General features: G+C 42.0%; 13 protein-coding genes. 1 reads left to right on the forward strand and 12 read right to left on the reverse strand.

Annotated elements, in window-relative coordinates:
* Positions 1–5: 5 nt before the first annotated feature.
* On the forward strand, positions 6–770 hold the full coding sequence (gene map / locus AC1HCU_RS06350; protein WP_480370446.1) for a type I methionyl aminopeptidase: 765 nt from the start codon (positions 6–8) through the stop codon (positions 768–770).
* 406 nt (positions 771–1,176) lie between these two features.
* On the opposite strand, the gene AC1HCU_RS06355 is transcribed toward map, so the two are convergent.
* The 12 genes from AC1HCU_RS06355 to AC1HCU_RS06410 all read right to left on the reverse strand — a co-directional run bounded on the left by AC1HCU_RS06355 (position 1,177) and on the right by AC1HCU_RS06410 (position 20,299).
* Entirely contained in the window at positions 1,177–4,002 is a 2,826-nt protein-coding gene (locus AC1HCU_RS06355) for a glycosyl hydrolase (RefSeq protein ID WP_480370449.1), read from the reverse strand.
* Between the two features lie 44 nt (positions 4,003–4,046).
* Positions 4,047–6,059 (reverse strand): C2 family cysteine protease, encoded by a 2,013-nt coding sequence (locus AC1HCU_RS06360; protein WP_480370452.1) that lies wholly within the window; start codon positions 6,057–6,059, stop codon positions 4,047–4,049.
* A gap of 177 nt (positions 6,060–6,236) precedes the next feature.
* Positions 6,237–6,806: a hypothetical protein gene (locus tag AC1HCU_RS06365; protein ID WP_480370455.1), complete on the reverse strand. Its 570-nt coding sequence runs from the start codon at positions 6,804–6,806 to the stop codon at positions 6,237–6,239.
* A 593-nt stretch (positions 6,807–7,399) separates the two neighbouring features.
* Positions 7,400–8,512 (reverse strand): discoidin domain-containing protein, encoded by a 1,113-nt coding sequence (locus AC1HCU_RS06370; protein WP_480370458.1) that lies wholly within the window; start codon positions 8,510–8,512, stop codon positions 7,400–7,402.
* 41 nt (positions 8,513–8,553) lie between these two features.
* Complete coding sequence (locus AC1HCU_RS06375) at positions 8,554–9,549, reverse strand: BT_3044 domain-containing protein (protein ID WP_480370460.1); 996 nt, start codon at positions 9,547–9,549, stop codon at positions 8,554–8,556.
* Positions 9,550–9,584: 35 nt separating this feature from the next.
* A complete protein-coding gene (locus tag AC1HCU_RS06380; RefSeq protein WP_480370463.1) occupies positions 9,585–11,642 on the reverse strand; it encodes a RagB/SusD family nutrient uptake outer membrane protein in 2,058 nt (685 codons plus the stop codon).
* A gap of 12 nt (positions 11,643–11,654) precedes the next feature.
* Positions 11,655–14,774 carry a SusC/RagA family TonB-linked outer membrane protein gene (locus AC1HCU_RS06385; RefSeq protein WP_480370467.1) on the reverse strand — a complete coding sequence of 1,040 codons (3,120 nt, stop codon included), beginning with the start codon at positions 14,772–14,774 and terminating at the stop codon, positions 11,655–11,657.
* 18 nt (positions 14,775–14,792) lie between these two features.
* The gene (locus AC1HCU_RS06390) at positions 14,793–16,274 is read right to left on the reverse strand and encodes an IPT/TIG domain-containing protein (protein WP_480370470.1); all 1,482 of its coding nucleotides are present in this window, start codon (positions 16,272–16,274) and stop codon (positions 14,793–14,795) included.
* A gap of 42 nt (positions 16,275–16,316) precedes the next feature.
* Complete coding sequence (locus AC1HCU_RS06395) at positions 16,317–16,712, reverse strand: hypothetical protein (RefSeq protein WP_480370473.1); 396 nt, start codon at positions 16,710–16,712, stop codon at positions 16,317–16,319.
* 34 nt (positions 16,713–16,746) lie between these two features.
* The gene (locus tag AC1HCU_RS06400) at positions 16,747–18,123 is read right to left on the reverse strand and encodes a transglutaminase domain-containing protein (protein WP_480371088.1); all 1,377 of its coding nucleotides are present in this window, start codon (positions 18,121–18,123) and stop codon (positions 16,747–16,749) included.
* Between the two features lie 565 nt (positions 18,124–18,688).
* The gene (locus tag AC1HCU_RS06405; protein WP_480370475.1) at positions 18,689–19,312 is read right to left on the reverse strand and encodes a hypothetical protein; all 624 of its coding nucleotides are present in this window, start codon (positions 19,310–19,312) and stop codon (positions 18,689–18,691) included.
* Between the two features lie 24 nt (positions 19,313–19,336).
* A complete protein-coding gene (locus AC1HCU_RS06410; protein ID WP_480370478.1) occupies positions 19,337–20,299 on the reverse strand; it encodes a hypothetical protein in 963 nt (320 codons plus the stop codon).
* Positions 20,300–20,438 lie beyond the last annotated feature (139 nt).

The raw sequence follows: 20,438 nt of genomic DNA on the forward strand, positions 1-20,438 counted from the left end.
ACATTATGTCAATAACAAAAGAATCAGAACTAGTTGGCATGAAGAAAGTAAGTGATGTAGTTGCTTACACTTTAAAAGAAATGAAATATTTTGCTAAACCAGGTATTTCAACCAAACAACTTGACGAATACGGAGCAAAAATATTGCAGGGCTTTGGTGCAAATTCAGCACCTTATAAAACATACAAATTTCCCGGTTGGACTTGCATAAGCGTGGACAATGAATTTTGCCACGGAATACCTTCAGCAAATAGAATATTAAAAGAAGGGAACCTGATAAATATCGATGTATCAGCCGAATTAAATGGATTTTGGTCAGACAACGGAGCCTCATTTGTGCTTGGAGAAGACAAATTCGGACATCTAAAACTTGTAGACGCTTCCAAAAAAATATTGAAAAAAACTGTTTCAAATATCAAGGACGGTGTAAGGATATCAGACATTGGACATCTCATAGAGACAGAAGCCTACAGGCTTGGATATAAAGTGATCAAGAATTTGGGTGGACACGGAATAGGCAGAAGCTTACATGAACAACCTGACGGAATTCTTAATTATAAAAATCGATTTGACCGAAGACATTTCAAAAAGAACATGGTTGTGGCAATTGAAACTTTCATATCAACCTTATCAACCTATGCAATTGAGAATAATGATGGTTGGACATTAGTTGGCAATAAAGGCGGATTTATGGCTCAACACGAACATACAATAGTTGTTACTGATAATAAACCTATAATTTTGACCGAAAAGAATGAGATTTGGGATTGAATATAAGAATAGAAAATCCCGAACCGCTAACAACGTATACAACTTATGGGACACCACCGTAGAAGTTTAACGCATTTTTGCCGCACCTTATTGGGTTATCTCGGTTTTGACTGTTATAGGCTTTAATATATGTATGATGGCTGTATGTTAATACCGATAAGAAGATTGAACCGATTTAACCTCGCCCGCCTCCTTATCTACTATCTTCATTTCCTTATCAGCAAAGCCAGCAAATATTTCTATTGATTATCAGGATATTCAGGCTTTAAGGCACCTTAAACCCGGATATATATAAGTTAAAAGTGTTCCAGAAACTGATTATAGCGATTCAAATCAGGTCTGAACTTTTACACAATTAATGTGCTCGATTGTTATGGACTAAAACATATTAATTAATAATCAGATTCTACATTATTTTCACTGGCCCGCACATTCCTACGGATGTCCATCCTTGCCCCCGTGTCCATCCTTGTCCAACTTCATTTCCGGGAGTAGATTTCAAAAAATTACCTACAGTGGTTGTAATTTTGATTTGCAATGTCTTACCGCCAGCATTATTCGGTAAGGCATACAAGTGCCTTCCGTACCATTTGTTGCCCAGAATTTCGTTATCAATCGACACCTCTGATACACCATGTACTTTACCCAAGTCAAGCCAGTGATAACCATCCACGTCGCCGAGTTCCTTCTCATAATACATGCATCCGGCAAAAGAGCGGGTCGATTCATCCCGGGAGAGGTCGAATAGTTGATCCATATCGCGAGTCTGTACCGTACCATTGAGATGTTCCATGCGCAATTTCCATCCTGTTAGCGTGATTGGATTTAGGTTTTCAGAAACCATTGGTTCAGAGCTAAGCAATGGAGCTGTCTTTGATTTTTCAAACACAACCAGCTGTGAAGTGGCGGGGGGCAGATCTATTCTTTGCTTCTTCCCTGCAGGGAGTGAATACCGTTGCCCTGTTTCCGCATCCCATAATTGCGGAACGCCTTCCGTATCCGGGAACGAAACGTTCAACACCACCCGTTCATCCTGACTGGCGTTACTGATAAAGAAAATATCCTTACCCTCGGTACGATGGCGGATCTGACTGACATTTACAGACGGATGATCGATCTGCATGTAGGGGCGGATGCCGCATTGTTTCTGTATGCCGGCAAACCATTCAACCGTATTGTCGGTTGGCGATTCGACAGTGAATACACGCGAAGGATTCTTTTTCTTCATGGCGGATATGGTCTTGTACACTAACCGGTCATTCTTTTTGTAATTGACCAGCCCGGGTGATTTGTATGGTTTTTTTCCTACAAATACCAATTTACCTCCATTTGCCACAAAATTTGCCAGTGCTTTGGCGGTAGCCGGTTGTAAGGTCTCCGCTTCTATCAATATCAGCGTATTGTATTTCCGGCGGCCATATTTCAAATAGCCGTTTCTCGCTACGCTTTTTTGGATAATGCCTTCACTGGTATAGTCGCAACTATTGCCGTTTTTGTGGATGGCCTCCCATATTTTGTACTGGTAGGAGGGATATAGCAGTCCGGGGAACGGATCGCGCTGTGGACCGTGGTGTGTCCACATATCGGCAAGGGGGTGCAGTACCGCGATGTCGGCAAATGCTTCGGTCTCCTGCAGGATGGTGGAAATGCGGGCTTTATAGGCTGTCCATTGTTTGAAATAAGGCCACCATGGATTACGTTCATTGAAAAAGGTGCCGTAACGTATCCATCCGGGAAAAGGAGCCTCAAGCGGGGAATAATTAAACCCATGGAGGATGGAGTGATTCACACCCGAGAGGTTGCTCTGGTCACCGCATATTTTCACTTGCTCCAGGGTAGTGTTGAAAACGAGCGTCGTGTTGGTAATCTCCTCGCAGCTTACAATCTTTTTACCGGCAAAACGTACAGCCGAAGCCACATATTTATTGACATTGGTACTGGAAGGCTGGTTGACAAAATCAAGATAAGTATAGCCATCCTTATTGGTGCGTCCCCAAATCCATGTCTCGCATTCGGGAATATCGATCGACAGGGAGGCTTCAAGCGGATGAAACTCGTTACCGTAAGGTTGCATCCTTGATTTGAACCCGTGCTTATTACACCAACGGGTGTAAGTGGCCAGGAAGCGGTCGGTGATAATTGCCATGCAGGTAGTGTAAAAATCGTAACGGGCGCGACTCACCTTTTCTTCCGCATCGCCCGATAGTTGCGTGACTTCTAAGCCTTCTATTTTCGATCCCATGTTACCCACTTTGAAAAGTATATAGGGCAGGAAGGGCTTGATATCATATCCCCGCCGCCGTTTAAATTCTTCGGGGAAATCACGGCACCAGTTGGCACCCTCCAGTTCCATGCTGTCGCAAAACATAGCACGAAACCCCTTCAACCCGTCCAGTTTCGGGAACAATGTATCCGACATCCGGTTGAGAAATTTTTCGGTAGCTTCCTTGTCATAATGGTTCAGCACCGGGCCTGCCGCGCCCGGGGCGCCGTTGATCACCGCCTGGAAGCCGGTACACTTCACCAGGACATACAGGATATGTTCCCCTTCGGGCGCCTCGATCTCGAGGGTACTCTGACTTTTATCGAAAGGCAACCACCGGGGTTGTGTAAACTCATCCATCTTCACCGGGGCGAGGCAAACGCCGTAGAGTTCATAGTCGGCGCCTTTATGGGGAGCGTGTACCCTGGGTTTGGCATCATTGAAGATATCGGCGACTTCCCACCGGATCGTTTCCGGTCCGCGGATTTTTTTGCTCGTAAGGGTAAGCAATTGTGAACGGTCGTCCCCTTCGAGTATCTCAGCGCCGAAAGGCCAACCCGAGCCGACGATGATGTCGCAGATCATGTCCCTCTCTTCAGTGCCCTTTAAAGCCACTTTCACCATTTCGATCCATTCGGGGCTGAGCCATTGCATGGATGGGACTCCCAAGTCATCACCACCCGGAAAAGCAATCGGATTGATTTCCACACCGCCGATCCCGGCCTCCTTCATCACGTCCAGTTCTCGCAGAATCTCTTTAGCCGACAGTTTGTCGCCGTTCCACCACCAACGCACAAAAGGCTTTGCAGTGACAGGAGGCTGCCGGAACAGGTAGTACAACTTATCTTCAGTATGTGGTTGTGTAACCTTTCCCCAGACGGGAGATATCCGCAATACTGGTAATCCGGCAGTTAAAACCATTCCCGTTTTGAGGAACGATCTCCGGGAAAATAAATCAGTTTCTTTCATTTGTATCTGTTTTATATTAATTACTCAATTTTCCTTTTACATGTTCATCTCCCCGACTCCATCAGGGCAGCACTAACGCGCATCTTATGCGTCGTGAATGAGTATATCGAAGGATCGTATGGTTTGACATCCTTTTTCATCGGAGCAGCTTTTCCCGGTCCCGTAACCCCAACATCTATCAAAGTAGGAATAATACCATCATCAGGTATGTTCAATACGCCGTCCAGTGTGCCATCTGCACCGGGATTTCCACCCCAGGGATTACGCATGGAAAAAAGTGCATTTGGATCTGTGGACAACAGATACGTATAAGCGTGACCTGTTACTGTTTTCGTATTACCAATAGGCTTCACCTGATTAAATCCCCCCACAACGAAATTTCCCTCGTTTAAAGAAGTCTCGACCATTACTTTTAGTTGATCAGGCTTCAACACACCTGCGGGAAAACCAAAACTATTCCCTTCACCGGTGAAGAGAGGCGGAACAACATGACTTCCGATTCCCCCGATTTCAGGATCCACTTTGTAGATTGCATTATATTTGATAATTGCTTTCTCAAGTAAAGTGCTCCAGCAGGCCTGGTCTCTTTTACCCGACACAGCGGCGATATTACCATTGTCTTTTGTGACAAGAAAAGTAGATGACAATGTAACCTTGATCGGTTTCCCCTGAGGATCGAACATGTCGACAGTGTATGTTTTATCCCCATTATCCGTAATGATTGATTTTATAAAATCAGGGTATAAGTAAGCCATTGAAGTCAGAGCGGCTATCCCGCCGCAATCGCCAATATTGTGCTGATTAATATCAGCGGGTATTGGATCCCCAAAAGGATAAAGAGTAACGGGAAGTTCTTTCCAGATTGCACTGCCATTTAAACTGCCCGGTACAGGCGGTTCATTATTTGCATCAAGCAGCCACGCCCTGTCCAAATCGGTAGTCAAATGACGATTTTCATAATGAACACCCATTGGGGTTTGGGTTGAATGGGTGAAACCCGAAGCCAATTTCATCAGGTCTTCCATCTTTATCGTTTTTTTCAAACCCCAATCGGCAATTTGTGTTATGACACCTCCATTATTGGCAGTAATGTCTAATTTAAAATATAGATAAGAGTTATTATCTGTAATGGAAAATATTTTTTTCGCTTTTCGGTCTGTAAATGTATAAGCAGTCTTTGTGTCTAGTACTTTCCAGGAAATACTGTCATTTGAGGCCGACAAAATCCATGATTTAGGATCAAACTGAGAATGAAAAGTGGAAGAGGTGATAAAATACCCATCCAACTCAACGGCAGAATTACCTTTCCATACAATCCAAACCTTGTTATAATTCACCGTATATTTGGTGTCGGCATCTCCGTCGATGAGTTTGTCTATATCATCCCCAACCGGCGAATCATCATATTGAACGGTTATGGTTCCCGTCCCGGGCAGGGTTGTGTTTTCAGATACGATTTTTATTGACTTGGGCATCACCTTCTTCATCGTCAGCCCCCAGTCGGCTATCTCAATCTTGGTACCTCCATTATTGGCCGTAACAGATAATTTGTAATATTTATATGAATTATTATTCGTAAACTGAAACTCTTTTTTCTGTTTCCGTTCCGTGAAAGTAATATTGGAACCAGAAGCAAGCGTTTTCCACGACGTGTTATCGTTGGATGCCGACAAATTCCATGACTTGGGATCGTTTTCAGGATTTCCCTCTGCCGATGTGATAAAATAACCGGTAGCAGTAAAAGCTTCGTCGCTTCTCCAGACGATCCATACTTTATCACTTTCTATGGAGAATTTTGAATCGGGATCGTTATCCACTATTTTATCAATACCATTGCCTGACGGAGAATCTGAATATTGTACGGTAATGGTCCCACTGGCAGGCATTGTAATATTACCGGAATTAATTCCAATGGACTTCGGATCATCTTTTCTTGCAGGAGTCCCGTTTGGATCCTCTTCTTTATCAGGATCAGGAAAATTATCTGTTTCTTCCTGTGAACAACCGGATAAAACGATACATACTGTCAAAAGTAACAGATAGAATATTTTTTCCATAACAATTCCGCTTTTGCAGGTTATATTTCTCTGTGAATTTTTCATTTTGATTCCGTTTTAAATCAATATTTACCGAAGTATTTAGTTATGGTCATAATAAAAGAAACTATTTGCTGAAATGAAAGGAAACTTGTCCTTTATTTTTTACCCACATTTTCAACCATAAGTTATCTATATTCATATTAGAGGCCGATAATCGTTTGACCCACTATATGCCGCTCCGCTTACAGGCAGATTATCACTGGCTAACGGCGGAAGCACGTAAGCAAGCTGCCCTAACATGTTATAACCTGGAAGTTTAAACATCACTTGAGATGGTCTTGCTTGGGAAAAGGAAGAAATATAATAAGTCATTGTCCGGTCCAGGGCTCTTCCTCCAGAATATGCTGTTCCTCCAATAACGAAGCTTGCTCCATTCAAATCATCCGATATTCTCTGCCACATATCATTGCCAACAAATTCATCAAGAGACCCATATCCTGCATAGGAATTCCCCCACATTCCCTTCGATATCCGGGTCAATTGACTCACATATGAATCAGATGCCATTCCTCCCGACAAGAACCATAACTGTCCGGTGCGGGAATTATAGTTCAATCCCGGGTAATAGGCATCCCCATAGGGATTTAAAAAGTCCCTATCGGATCTGTATATCCAATTACTGTTATACTGGAAACTTCCGCCCAACAACAAACTTTCTATTGCCCGGCGGATCTCTTCAGGGTCGGTGATGCTCCATACGTCCATGCCGTTGGGATCGATATTTTTTTACCGGGTTGTTCAAGCCTTCTATTTTATTATGGGGTTGTATAAAGAAAGCAATATACAAAGGAGTTCCAAAAGACACGATGAGATAAAGTATAGTATATACCATTCCTCTCTTTCGTTTTGCTTCACTTTCCGATTTAAATTCTTCAAATATCTTCTCATGCTGTTTTTTTGCGTGCAAGTAATAAATAATTGAATATCCCACCAACTAGAAAAACTATCGGGATAAAAATATACTCATTGGCATCAATCTCCGACAATTTAATAATTTCTGTTTTTAGTAACACCAATAAAATGAGGGATATGTTTATTATATTGATATACAATGAAAAAGTTAATGTAAGCACTGCATTTATACGGGAATTTTCCACTTCATCCTTCTTTTTCAGCCAGATACAATATAATTTATAATATAAGTATCTATACGTTTTCATATTGATATGTAAATTAGTACGAACTATAGCTATATGGAACTACGTACGTATTATCTATTTGAAAAAGAGTGATAACGGAAGAGGGTGTTTTATCTCCACTCCCTTCCGCTTAAAAATTATCTGTAAATATGACTATACCTACTCCGGTGCATATATTCTGAATTCAGCAATACTGAAGTGGCGGGGAGCCGTACCTGAGGATGTTTTGTTTACAGTAAACCTGAAATGCGTAAACGGTGAATCAGCCGCCAGGTAGGCTGACTCGTATTGAGAGGAAGAACCTCTTGGTAACCCGGCAGAGATATGTGACAAATCACTCCATTGTTCTCCGTCTGTACTAACCTGTATTAACACGTCAATAGGTTCCCCACCGGAAGCATTTCTATTCTGATACCAGAAAATGCACCCTTCTATAGGATCGTTTAATGTGACCTGAAAAAAGTGCGGCACACCAATACTGTAAGACCATGCTGAGTGGAAGTAGGTGCCGGGGTTACCATCTATCAGATTTTTTATGGGACCCTCACGAGGTTCTTGCGCATTTGTAGATAACATATCCTCCGTCAACGGTATTTCAGCGAAAATCATACCTGCCTGTGAAATAACAAAAGAAGCCGTATGATTGTAGTTATCCGATGATTGAAAGGTTACAGCACTATAACGCGCATTTCTACTAAGATTCTGATCAATTTTAAAAGTCACTGTTTTTTCATCCATACTCCCCTCCACATCTGTGATAGCATCAACATGTACAAAGTCTACAGTATCAGGGATCAGGATATGATCCAAAACTATATTTGACGTAACCTGTACCGAAACAGTTGTTGCAGCCGCGCTAACCGATTTAACTATACCTTTCCTTTCTCCATCAACCAAAAGAATAGGGATCTTACCTGTCTGGGAAACATTAATATAATATGCCTGATGTCCGTATTCAATAGTGACACGGGCAATTCGGGGAGCATACGTGTCATTACTCCCGGCAGACATGATTACTTTTCCCTCTTTCTTGTCAACCGATAACCAAGTTGCATTCGAAGATGCCGACCAGCCGGTTAATGCCACATTGGTTTCCACCTCGGCAATTGCTTCGCCCCCTTCCAAAGGGAAAAATACGGGAGCCAGGCTTTTATCGGGAACAATCAATGTTTTTACTTCGAATTCTGTCTCATAATCGGGTTTGCAGGAGATTACACCCAAGGGGCTAACCAATACTCCGATTAATCCGAATAATACTATATTTTTTCTCATACGATTATTTTTTATTTGGTACATGATACTTTTGATGATCATTATAACATGTCCGCTCTCGGACTATATTCCATTCGCAAAATTGCTTTCACCTCCTTATAGGGATCTGATCCTTTCAACCGGTACTTATAATGCAACCTGAATTCTTTATAGTACGTGCTACGGCCATCGGGTGTGGAGATGATGTTAATCAAGAATGTATTATCATAGATTTCAAACGGAACCAGTTGTATCACGTCGATTGTTCCATATGGTTCAATTGTAGCATGACGTGCCAGGGGGTTTTTTGATGTTTGCTCACCCATTGTTACTACAATGCTCCTTTCGCTAATGCGATCCAGTGCGGTTTTGTATTCACCAAATTCCTCATCACCGGCCAGCATCCTCACGGAACTATTTCCCAGCGGAAATACCTGGTTGGCACTGGTTGGGCGCCGTACAAGCGGATTATCCTTGTCCAGTATAGTTACAAACGAAGTGGTATAATTATAATAAATATTACGCCGGGTCGTGGAGAAGTCATTTTCTTTAAATATACGCAATAATACCTCGTCTTTTTTAGGATTAAATGCGTCTGTTTTCGAAGGATCAATTTTGTAATTCAAGAAATAGATCGAATCAGGAGAAAGTTTATCCAGGTTTTGTAAGTAAACAGGGAACTTCACCTGCGTTTCTCCCGCTGGTATCTGTCCTTCCAAAGAAGGAATTGTATAACACTCTTCAGGAAGTAGTCGTGCATAGCGGTCCGTTTCTATATCGTAATTCGATTTATTGTATGCTTTAAAAAGGGAATCCGCTTCCATGAGTGCCACTTTGAAAGGTCTGTCGGCTTTTAACGTTCCGCTCAATCCTGCCACAAGATAAACGGTATCACCGTCCTGTTTAAGCTCAGCAATCTGCCGGTCATATACCAAATTGGAATTGCTGAGTAAATAAACTTCGTTCCTGTGTTGTTCCTGTTCAAAATCATAGGAATTACAGGCTATCATAGTTATTCCAAGTATGCTATAACAAGCTTTCTTTATACTATTTTTCATTTTCAAATCAGTTTATTGAGTAATAAGATTACTATTTATCTGTCCCAACCAGGGTTTTGATCCATTTCCGGTACCTTTAGCAATTCATTGTGTGGTAATGGGAGAAAAACCATCCGGGGGGAGGCAATACGATCGCGAATGTTTTGTGTGTTGATGGTCACTATCTCAAAAAAGCCCTCGTTATTGTTATTGTTCGTTCTGTCTCTCTCTATATTAAGCCCTCTCCAATTAGATGAATTTGCATCTTCTTCCAGATAGATACCCCATCTTCGAGTATCAAAGACACGGTATCCTTCATTGAAGAGTTCAACTTGCCTTTCATTCATAATCACTTCCTGAAATGTCTCTTTGCTTGCCAGTTGGGCATCACTTACTCCGGGGAGTCCCGCCCGGTAGCGGATAAGGTTAAAGTATTTCGCCATTTCCACCACATCACGGGTAATGGTAACGGTGATCGTGTCATTACCAATCGGTTCAATGGTTTCTACAATTTCACTGCCTTCCACGTTGTTGAGTGCTTCCACGTATTCCAACAATACTTCGGCATAGCGAATGATTGGAAAAGGTTTGGGTTCTGTAATAAAGGCTGATTTCACATTTCCTTTCCCGTTTGCCCATGAATCGTCTGGATGAATATATTTAATGGGAGTATAACCGCTCACATTGTAGTCGTTGATATTACTCCCTGCACCTGTAATTCCGGATACATCATCATGTGAAAACCACAATTGCTTCTGTGTGTATGTACCGTCCTGGGAAGCGGAGTTCATGGGCCAGAAAGAACCTGGAAAGCCGATAGAGGCATAAAAACGAGCTTCACGGTTATCATACATTTTGGGTACATCTGCCCGTAATACATAAGTGCCCAAAACTTTGCCACTTCCTCCAATTGTATTCGTTAATATGGGATCATACGGATATTCTTCAGAGGCATTATGGATTGTTCGTCCATCAGCCATGAGGTAACAGTCTATCACACGTTGTGGAACTGCCATACCTCCCCATCCTCCAAAATAAACCGGAAAAGAATGTCTGGTGTAATTCCTCACACTAGACGATATATGCGCCCAGATAAATTCTTTGTTAGTCTGTATAATTCCTTCACCATTAAACATATCATGATACGAATGTAAGGGATCGATTCCTCCGGCTCCTTCAGGGAACGGTGCAGTAGGTACATTAACAGCTAAAGGGTATGGATTCTTCGGATCGGCATCCACTGTATACAACTGATACTGTCCCATATCTATCACTGCTTTTGCTGCAGCGGCGGCAATAGCCCAGCGGCGCGGATCATATTCCTGGTTCACATAAAAGACTCCGTCGCTCTTCCGTTTCCATGTGCCGAAACTTCTGCGGGCGGCGTCGCCTCCATTGAACAGGGGAGAAGCGTGGTAAAGCCTTAATCGGGCAATCATTGCCAATGCTGCCCCCTTGGTGGGACGCTCGAAATAACTGATTGATTGCTGTGATGCCGAAGGGATGGATTGTGCGGCCAATGCGAACTCATTGCATATGTAATCCACTGATTCGTCATAGGTGGAGCGTTCCCTATTATAATATTCCGCCGACTCGGAGTTGGGAAATACCTCGTCCCCTACTATCAGGCATGGCCCCCAGTTCATCAGCAGATGGTAGTATGCGTATCCCCGCAAAAAATGAACATATCCCTTATATATCTGTTTTTCCCGGGTGGACATGTCTCCCACCTTGTCTACCTCGCCAAGCATGGTGTTACAGCGCCGGATCACTTTATACATCCTGTGCCAGATATTCATGGATCCCGGAACATTCCTCTCATTGATCTCTCCAACCGTAAACTGGATTCCGGCAAACTCCCCGGTTCTCCATCTAGCCGTCATTTCATCAGACGCCATTTCTCCGAGATTCCATGAATTACCCCATATGGCTCCCGGATCCGGGAAATCTTTTGGTGTGTTCCATAGGTAGCCCTCTGCATTTTTCATGCTATGAAATATGGAGTCCTCTCTGAATGTATCTTCGAAGTAGGTGTCAACATCCAGAAAATTACAGGAACTAAGCATCAGGCTTACAACTCCAGTCGCAATTATTATTTTTGATAAGATATTCATATATAGTAATCATTAAAAGTTCAGATAGATTTGAAACGTATACGATGTTGGAATAGGATACACTCCCCCGTTATAAGTCGCTTGTTCGGGATCGAAATATTTTACCTTGTCAATAGTGAAAAGATTATTCGCTACAAATTCCAGGTCGACAGAGGTCAACCCCAGACTCTTCATCCATAGACGATTATTCACTTTATAACGCAGACTCACCTCTTGTAGGCGGACGTAAGACCCATCCCGTTTCCAGAAGGTAGAAAGTTGGGAATTATTGGAGTTGCTACCATACGAAAGGCGGGGGAATTCGGCATTGGGATTTTCTGTTTCAGCAGTACCTGAATACCATGCCGGCGTCCACCGATTTGAGGGATTGTTTGCCAGTTTGATCACATTCCCCAATTCGCCGTTATAGAAAGGTATCCAACCCGGGGCATTGAGCCCGTAGTTGGCAATATTCATGCCTGCACGATAATATTCCACTTTAGCGGCACCTTTAAATAACACGGCCAGAGTCAGTTTTTTCCAACGGATATCTCCTCCCACACCGTACATAAGCCGGGGCACCTGGTTACCGTATGAAAGCGGTACTTTATCATCATCATTGATGATGCCATCCCCATTTACATCACGATATTTGATATCACCCGGACGTACCTGACCAAAACCGCTCTGGTCGGGGCTGGTTTCTATCTCTTCCTGGTTACTAAACAATCCTTCCGAGATATATCCGCGAATAATGCCATATGGTTTACCAGAAACACTCATATATTCGTAAGGAAGTTTATTTTCTTCGAAATAGTCTATGATATTTTGAGAAAATGTATAATTTGCTCGCACGGTGAAATCTATATCTTTATTAAGGGCATGGAAATAGGATACATTGCCGTCAGAGCCAAAACTGTGCATACTTCCCACATTTGATTGCGGAATAGTGACCAATCCCAAAAAATCGGGCAGTGTAACCCTTGGCATAAATATATTATCGCGTTGATCCCGGAACAGATCCACCACAAACCGGAGGTTGTCATTGAAGAAGTTAGCTTCTATACCTATATTGGCTTTTTTAGAAACTTCCCATCGTAAATTATCAGCCCCAATCTGTATTTCAGTAATACCAAATCCCCGGTATCCCCAATAACTTCCGGCTCGATTGTCAATAAATGTAAGGTAAGGGAAACGAGCTGCCCCGGCTATCTGGTCGTTACCTGCCAAACCATAGGAACCCCTAAACTTAAGGAAAGATAATACCGGTAAATTATCCTGTACCCACTGATAGGAAGTGGGTACCCATCCGAGCGCTATAGAAGGAAAGAATCCATAACGTTGGCCTCTCGCAAACTGGGAAGAGCCGGTATAGCCAAAATTTCCGTCGATAAAGTAAGTGTTGTTATAGCCATAAGAAAGACGTCCCGATACATTTTGACGGCGAGCGGGAATGGAGTTGATGCCGAGATTGTCACCATCTCTTCTCCAACGGGTGTCCTGAGCGTCTTCCATATAATAGTACAGAAGCGCTCCCATATCGTGTCTGCCAAAAGAACGATTCCAGTTCGCTTTGGCTTCCCCGTAATATTTTCTCCACATATTGTTATTACTGCCGTAACTGAGTTGAGATTCCGTAATACGCAACGTTTTGATGAGCATTCCTTTCGCATCACGTCCTGTAGCCCGGTACATATTGGGCCATAAGCGACGGTGTTCAGAAAAATAGGTTTCATAATCGGCCATCACTTGTGCCGACAAGCTAAGTCCTTCAAGGAATCCTCCTACCTGCTGCGCAAGACTGAGCGTGATCATGTTGCGTGAATTACTGTTACGTGTGTATCCCGTATAATTAAGGGTAGTGTACGGGGATGACAGGTCATAAGTACCATAAGTCGGTAACGTGTCATCAGCATATTTTAAGGGGAACATAACGGGAGTGAGTTGGCGGACAGCACTCCATAGAGTATTAGTATTTTCGGATCCCGGCAAGGTATGCTCGGTGACGTTTCCATCTACACCAAAATAGAGTTTTGTTTTTGGCGTGAGATTCATATCGATATTGGCCCGATACGTCAGTTTGTTGTAGGCTACGGGTTTTTTAAATTTGGACTCCTCCTGCTTGTATGCCGCATATTCCTGTTGAGCTCCCACAGATACGTAATAGTTAGCCAGGTCACCGCCGCCCTTTGCACTCATATAGTATCGTTGCTGCATGGAGTTTTTTTTCATGATCTCGTCAATCCAGTTGACATCAGGGTATAACTCTGGGTCGAGACGGGATTGAATGACATCCAATTCAAGGCGTGTATATAAGTCCGGGTCGCCTGACATGGCTCTCGCCTCATTGGCCAGTTTAGCATAGTCGTATGCACCCAGGTACTCAGGTAATCTTCGCAGTTGATTTATCTGCAGTGTAGCCCGGCCTGTTATTTGTAGTCTCCCGGCTTCACCTCTTTTCGTGGTAACAATGACTACCCCATTTGCCCCACGTACCCCATAGACCGCAGTTGCCGCTGCATCCTTCAGTATTTGGAATGACTGTACGTCATCGGGATCCACATCTTCAAGACGTCCTTCCAGTCCGTCGATCAATACCAAAGCGCCCGAATTCGCTCCAAAGGTACCAATGCCCCTGATCCAGAAATTGGAAATATTCTTTCCAGGTTCACCTGATGTCATACTTGTCATTATACCCGCTACCCTACCTCCCAGCATGTTGTTGAGGGATACAGCGGGTGTTTTCAACTCATCCACGTCTACACTGGTAATTGCACCCACTATTGACACTTTCTTTTGTGATGTCAAGCCGGTAACCACTATTTCTTCCAATTGTTGACTGTCATCTTCAAGAATGATCTCCATTTTCTTATCGCTCTTTTCCACAAAATATTCAACAGAGGTCATCCCGATCATCTGAAAAACTACGGTTTCCCTATAACCTACTTTCAAGTTGAACTTGCCCTTCGCGTCAGTAGTAGTTCCTACAGCGGGTACGTTTTTAATATAGATGGAAACACCGGGTAAGGGTTCATTGGTAGCATCCAAAACCACGCCGGAGATTTCCAGGTTTCTATTTGTATTTTCCTGGCTGTAGACACGTATAACACATGAACAGATCAGGAGTAAAGTGAAAAGTGTTGTTTTTTTCATATTTATACTGTCTTACAATTATTCAATGGATAGTTTCCGGATCACTTTGTTACGGGTGTCGGCAACATAGACGATAGAGCCGTCGCTGTTCACAGCTACACCACAAGGATTATCGAATTTTGCCAACTCAGGACCTCCATCCTTGTATCCTGGGCTTTGCGGCAATCCGATTGCCGTGTTCACCGTGGCTTTGTCTTTAGGCACGGTCGTGTCAATTACCCGGATGCAATGGTTCCCGGTGTCGGCAATATACAATTTCCCGTCTTCCGTAAAGCATATTTGTTTGGGTCCAAAAAAACGTGCATTCTCAAGTAAGCCATCTTCCCATCCGGACCCGTTCCGGGGGCCTTCCAAGATTGCTTTTCCGGCATAATACTCACCTTTATAGGTCGCTTTGTCCTTATCGGCCAGTTGAGAGACATCCACCCGCCCGATAATATTATAATCCTCCATACAGAAATACAACAAATTGGGATTGATGGGTGAAAAGATGCAAAAAGTATTGCACCCTGACTGGCCTTTGTAGTTGGGTATATTGGGCAACACATTGTGGAGTAGTAACTCAACATTCCTCGTGGAAGGATTAAAGCGAACCAGTTGTCCTTTCCACATAACCGAATATACCATGTTGTCTACTTTATTGGCGACAAATGAATACTTCCAGTTCCCTTCAATGATATCCTTTGTTTCGGGTGAGGTAATCAAAGAGCGTCGTCTGGGAGCATAACTCAGACTTTTAGGTAGTTGATAATAATACAAACCGTCATCTACCGGCATGTATACGGACTCATTCCCTGGCTCCCCGGAAAACGTAGGCGCATTGGTAAGATTGGCATTATATTGGACAACCGTTACGGTTTGACTTTTCGTATCCGCCATGACAAGATTGCTGCTCACGTCGTTACCCTTATCGTCTTTTGCCCTTTGACTATTGAATCCGTTCGGACTGTTGGTAAATCGTTCTGCAACAAAGATATTATCTTCATCGTCCAATACAATCGTGAAAGGTACGGAGAGCGTAGCCGAAGTAAAATCGCCTCCTATCGTCCGTGACGAATTATTGTCCGGTTCGGGTCTTCCCACCACGGTACTCACCGTAGTTTGGGTCTTGTACTGAAATAGGTCGGCCGCTACCCCAGCCACCTTTTCCCCATTGGGGAGTGTCCGTTCCACGATAATTTTCATGTTCCTCAGGTAGGTCAATTTCGGTACCATCGTATAAATTTTATTTCCGTTTGATCCTACTATTCCCGCCGGATGTTTTACCCCGAGCGTATCTTCAAAGAAAACCTTCAAATCTGTCGTATCACTACCAAAATTATGTCCTTCAATAATAAAAGGAGTTGCAATACCTCCCGAGTCGGGATAAAATCCTCCTATTTCTATGGGTTTTGACGGATCAAATGCCTGAAATTTCGTCTGATCTTCATTTTCATTGCACGAAATCCAAAGCCCTATGAAAAAGGGGATGCATAAAAAAATAATTCCAAATCTTTTCATTCTTTCATGTTTTTGTGATTAGTAATTGATTAATAATGTCATTTAGTTATAATAAAAGAGTGTGTCTTCCAAAAAAAAGGAAACTTGCCCTTTATTTTTTATTGTATTGTTAGAGAGATAAAACAATGATCTGCGCGGAACTTTGAATTCAACTGTTTGCCCCTTTGCGATTTTTTTACCCAGGGATCTCCATCGGTCGGTTTCCCAGTGAAATAACTCATATTCATGCCCTTCATAAATACCGATACCCAAGAGTCGGGGTGAGTATTGTATAGATGCAATTTTCCTTTCTTCTCCGAAGTCCAGGCCGGTCCATGACTCTTCCGCCCCGGCTGCATCATAAAATGTAGTGATATCCCCGTCGAATGCTTTATCACCAGTATTACCCCAGTCATTATAAGATCCTGGAAGACCGATATTTTCACCTTTAAGTTTCACGCCGGAAGCATCGTAAAAAGATATTTCTGAAACATTACAGTAACAACCGGCAGGAGCCCTGTAACGGATATACCGGTAAGGATATGTTTTTTTTCAATACTACCTTATTATAAAGCCCGGGCATTTCCGATATTGTATGTATTTTCCGGACATTTGAAAAATCAGCATCATCCGAACCTTCAAAGACGGCATCCACCATACGCCAATTCAATGTAAGGTCATCTCCCGACCCTATTGCCCGGAACGACATCAGGCTGTCGGGGCTGTCCGGCGACAGGAGGTGGATTTCCCCTTTACTATCCACATAAAATGGATTCCCGGCTGGAATCTGGATTCCCTTTTCGCAATAGACCGGAAGATAAAGGATATCTTTCCCGATATGCTGGAAACGGATACTATCGGAATCAACTTCACCATGCCCTGTCAAACGCCATTCAAAATCGTAGAACAGGGCAAGAAAGACATGACCCGTCTGGATTTCGGAACGGTGTTTTACCGGGATGGCCGTGCTTGCCATGTTATGATGTTCCGAAGAAATATCGGTTAAATTGTCCTGAAACAAGGGTGGGGTACTCATTTCATCCATTTCCACAATTCTGTGCTGCCTGTAGGTTTTTCGGTATGCCTTTGCTTTCTGCAATGTATTGCCTTGGTGGGAGTCGTAAGGATTGGTTTCAGTCCACATGAAGGATATGTGTTGTCCCGCACTGTCGCAAACACTGTTCCAGCTATGCCCGGTAGGGTGATTTTTCCACTGCGGGGTAAAGTCAATGGTTACGGGAATTCCCAGTCCTCTCATCACAAAAGCGGCCAATGCGGCCTGGCTGTCACACATTCCCCTTGTGGTTGCCATCAGTCGGGTAAAACTCATATTGGAGAAGTCCTTGTCCAGACGGAAGCGGGGTAAAAGGTCATTTACCCTGCGGCATGCTTGCACAGCGGTCATTATAGAATCTTCCTTTAGCGAATTATTTATGTCGGCAAAACTTGTCAGGACTTTCTCCCGCCAATTTTCAAGCGACTCCGTTCCGATCCGGTATGGAAGTATTTCTTCGCAAAAGGTGTCGAAAGGGATATATTTTCCCCACGGCTTGTCGTTCCAGACCTGAAAAGCCAGGTCGATATTGTTAATCAGATATTCGGCAGTGATATGTTCAATATCTTCTTTTCGAACCGGATTTCCCAATTGATAAGTGTCTAACACTTTCTGTTTGTCTGAAGAGCTACTCCACCTCAGGTTTACGGTCGCCACATCTTCCCAGGGCGCTTCATAACATTCGGAATATTTTCCCGGCATGTTCAGGATAAGGAATTCGGCAGCTTTCAGTTTCAGGCTGTCCACCGGTGTTGCGCGGTAATGTTTGATTACCCGTTCTAATTCATGTCTGTTTGAACCGGCCAGTTTCAACACTTCTTCCAAAGGGCTGTTTTTTTTATGGGAACAGCCGAAGGAAAAGACAAAAAATGCGAAAAAAGAAATTCTGTATATATGTTTCATTGTTTGATGTAACATGTATAATTTGAAAAAAGAGATTTACCGGATGAGGCAATTTGTCCGGTAAATCTTCTGGATTATTCAGAACAAGTGTTTAATGGCTTCATAGAGCCATAATCCCGACAAAAGTCCCGCGACATACATCAATCTGGAACAAGTGGCGTACCTACCTTTCTGTTGAAATCTTTTCGACGCTTTAAGGCATGTAATAGTTAATGTGACTGCCAATAATATGTAGGCTATGCCCCAAAAAATATCGGGTACATTATATAGCCCTGAAGTAGAAAAAATAACAAGTAGGATAAATATACAGGCAGCTATTGCAAATGCCCAGCTTACTTTGAGTTGTTCTTTTATTATCGGTTTCATATTGTATTCAATTAATTTTAGCGAGTCATCCGAACTATCCGGTTCATTCAATAAACTTCGCATTTTATTGATGATGCTGTTTATTACCGGAGAGGGGATTTTCTAATATCTTTTATTTTTTACTTAACGTGATTTTTTTTGCTTCATTTATATATTCTATATGAGTTATTGGAATTTCAATGCCAAAAATATTTCCTTTCAATAGTACTTTTTTTGTAGTTGGGTTGACAAAAATATAATGCCTGTGCTTTTGCAATTCTACGACATAATCAATTGCGTAAACTTCATCTCCAATATGAACATACTCTTCCGAAATAGTATTGATCATATTTCTAATAGTTTTCTTTCCAAGAATAGGTAATGGATTTTCTGTAAAAAATTCAGCAGAAGAGGGAATATTCTCACTTATATCGGCATTATTTCTGTAGAAAACAGTAGTCCAACTAAACCAGAAATTCTCATCATAATTCTTTTTTACAAACTTTTTGGCGTCCCTCTTATGTTTTATTGTTCCCACAAATTCATAAGACAAAAAATCAATATCTTCTCCATTTTCAACATACAGTGGGAAGTTTTTGAACAGATTTATTATATTATCCTCGCTTTTAATGATAGGTGCCCCGTATTCATACAGGTTCGTAGTTGCTCCATTAAATCCATGAGAAATTTGAGGGTATACCCCTTCTAAATTACACAAACTAAGGCCAAGGAGAAAAAGACAAACTAAATTTTTCATAATTAAATAAGATTAGAATTTACTCTAATTACTGAGCATATTAGGAGTGATATTTGTTTCTGCTCCAAACTTTTTAGAACCCCCAGAAGGGTTTATTTGTGCTACTGAAACCTCCCATTTAAATCTACAATAGCCGTTTGCCCCAGACTCATATCCTAAGATATTTAAATAAGCATCTGCTACGTATCCAAATCCCGTGGTTGATGAATAATATTCTGGAGTATAACCTGTTATCGAGTTAATGCTCCCTGCTCTTGTCCCATAAACAGTAACACTTGCCCAAGCTACGGCTGATCCTGTCAAACCAGAAATACTGCAACTTGGTGAATTGAAGAAATATATAATAGGTTCATCATTTTCGTTTTCACTTTTAAGACGTGGTATTTGACGAGTTTCAGATGGCTCAGATATTGTAATGACATAAATGTGAGATAAAAGGTCATCATAGATAATTTCGCTATCAACCACTAAACAGAGAGTTGTAAATTCTACATTTTTATATGCCCATTTAAGCTGTACTTTTCTTAAAGAAGTATTTGTGTGTTGATCTATTACACTTTCTCTAAAATGAATGTAATCATTTACTATATTAGGTTTGGATTTAGATATTTCAGAAAGAGGTAATATTTCATATTTATTGTAATCCATTGGATTATTATAAAGGGGAAAGTATGAACGAGCATTAATATTGCCATTGGCATCTTCATCATCTGGCAATAATTTATAACTAATTAACTTTAATCCCTGCTTAGTAATAAAGCTCGTCTCAGGCCTATCATCGATAAGATAATCTAATTGATCTTGCCATGTATCATAAGATAACTTAATTATGTCTGTATTATTATTGGGAGTTTCCTGAAATTCTATTATATCTTCATTATTAAATAAAAAATCTAACTGATTATCACAACCTGATATAATAACACCCAAAGTAATGATATTTATCAATACAATTAATCTCAAAGTTTTTCTCTTAATCTGTTCCATAATAATCTTGTTTGAGTTATTTTACTTTATTGATTACATCTTCGAAAGGCAGATGGCTTGCCGGAATAGAGGTTACATTATGCCGTATGCTTTACTGTAAGTTTCACTTGGTGTGTTTTAATATTTCGACAAAAAAATC

This window comes from Proteiniphilum sp. LBM24028 (assembly GCF_056629195.1).

What these genes read in the sequence shown, in the direction of transcription:
- AC1HCU_RS06375 (WP_480370460.1), bottom strand. Translation starts at nt 9,549, where the DNA reads ATGAAAAATAGTATAAAGAAAGCTTGTTATAGCATACTTGGAATAACT.
- map (WP_480370446.1), top strand. Translation starts at nt 6, where the DNA reads ATGTCAATAACAAAAGAATCAGAACTAGTTGGCATGAAGAAAGTAAGT.
- AC1HCU_RS06380 (WP_480370463.1), bottom strand. Translation starts at nt 11,642, where the DNA reads ATGAATATCTTATCAAAAATAATAATTGCGACTGGAGTTGTAAGCCTG.
- AC1HCU_RS06365 (WP_480370455.1), bottom strand. Translation starts at nt 6,806, where the DNA reads ATGGACGTATGGAGCATCACCGACCCTGAAGAGATCCGCCGGGCAATA.
- AC1HCU_RS06405 (WP_480370475.1), bottom strand. Translation starts at nt 19,312, where the DNA reads ATGAAAAATTTAGTTTGTCTTTTTCTCCTTGGCCTTAGTTTGTGTAAT.
- AC1HCU_RS06355 (WP_480370449.1), bottom strand. Translation starts at nt 4,002, where the DNA reads ATGAAAGAAACTGATTTATTTTCCCGGAGATCGTTCCTCAAAACGGGA.
- AC1HCU_RS06385 (WP_480370467.1), bottom strand. Translation starts at nt 14,774, where the DNA reads ATGAAAAAAACAACACTTTTCACTTTACTCCTGATCTGTTCATGTGTT.
- AC1HCU_RS06390 (WP_480370470.1), bottom strand. Translation starts at nt 16,274, where the DNA reads ATGAAAAGATTTGGAATTATTTTTTTATGCATCCCCTTTTTCATAGGG.
- AC1HCU_RS06410 (WP_480370478.1), bottom strand. Translation starts at nt 20,299, where the DNA reads ATGGAACAGATTAAGAGAAAAACTTTGAGATTAATTGTATTGATAAAT.
- AC1HCU_RS06370 (WP_480370458.1), bottom strand. Translation starts at nt 8,512, where the DNA reads ATGAGAAAAAATATAGTATTATTCGGATTAATCGGAGTATTGGTTAGC.
- AC1HCU_RS06360 (WP_480370452.1), bottom strand. Translation starts at nt 6,059, where the DNA reads ATGGAAAAAATATTCTATCTGTTACTTTTGACAGTATGTATCGTTTTA.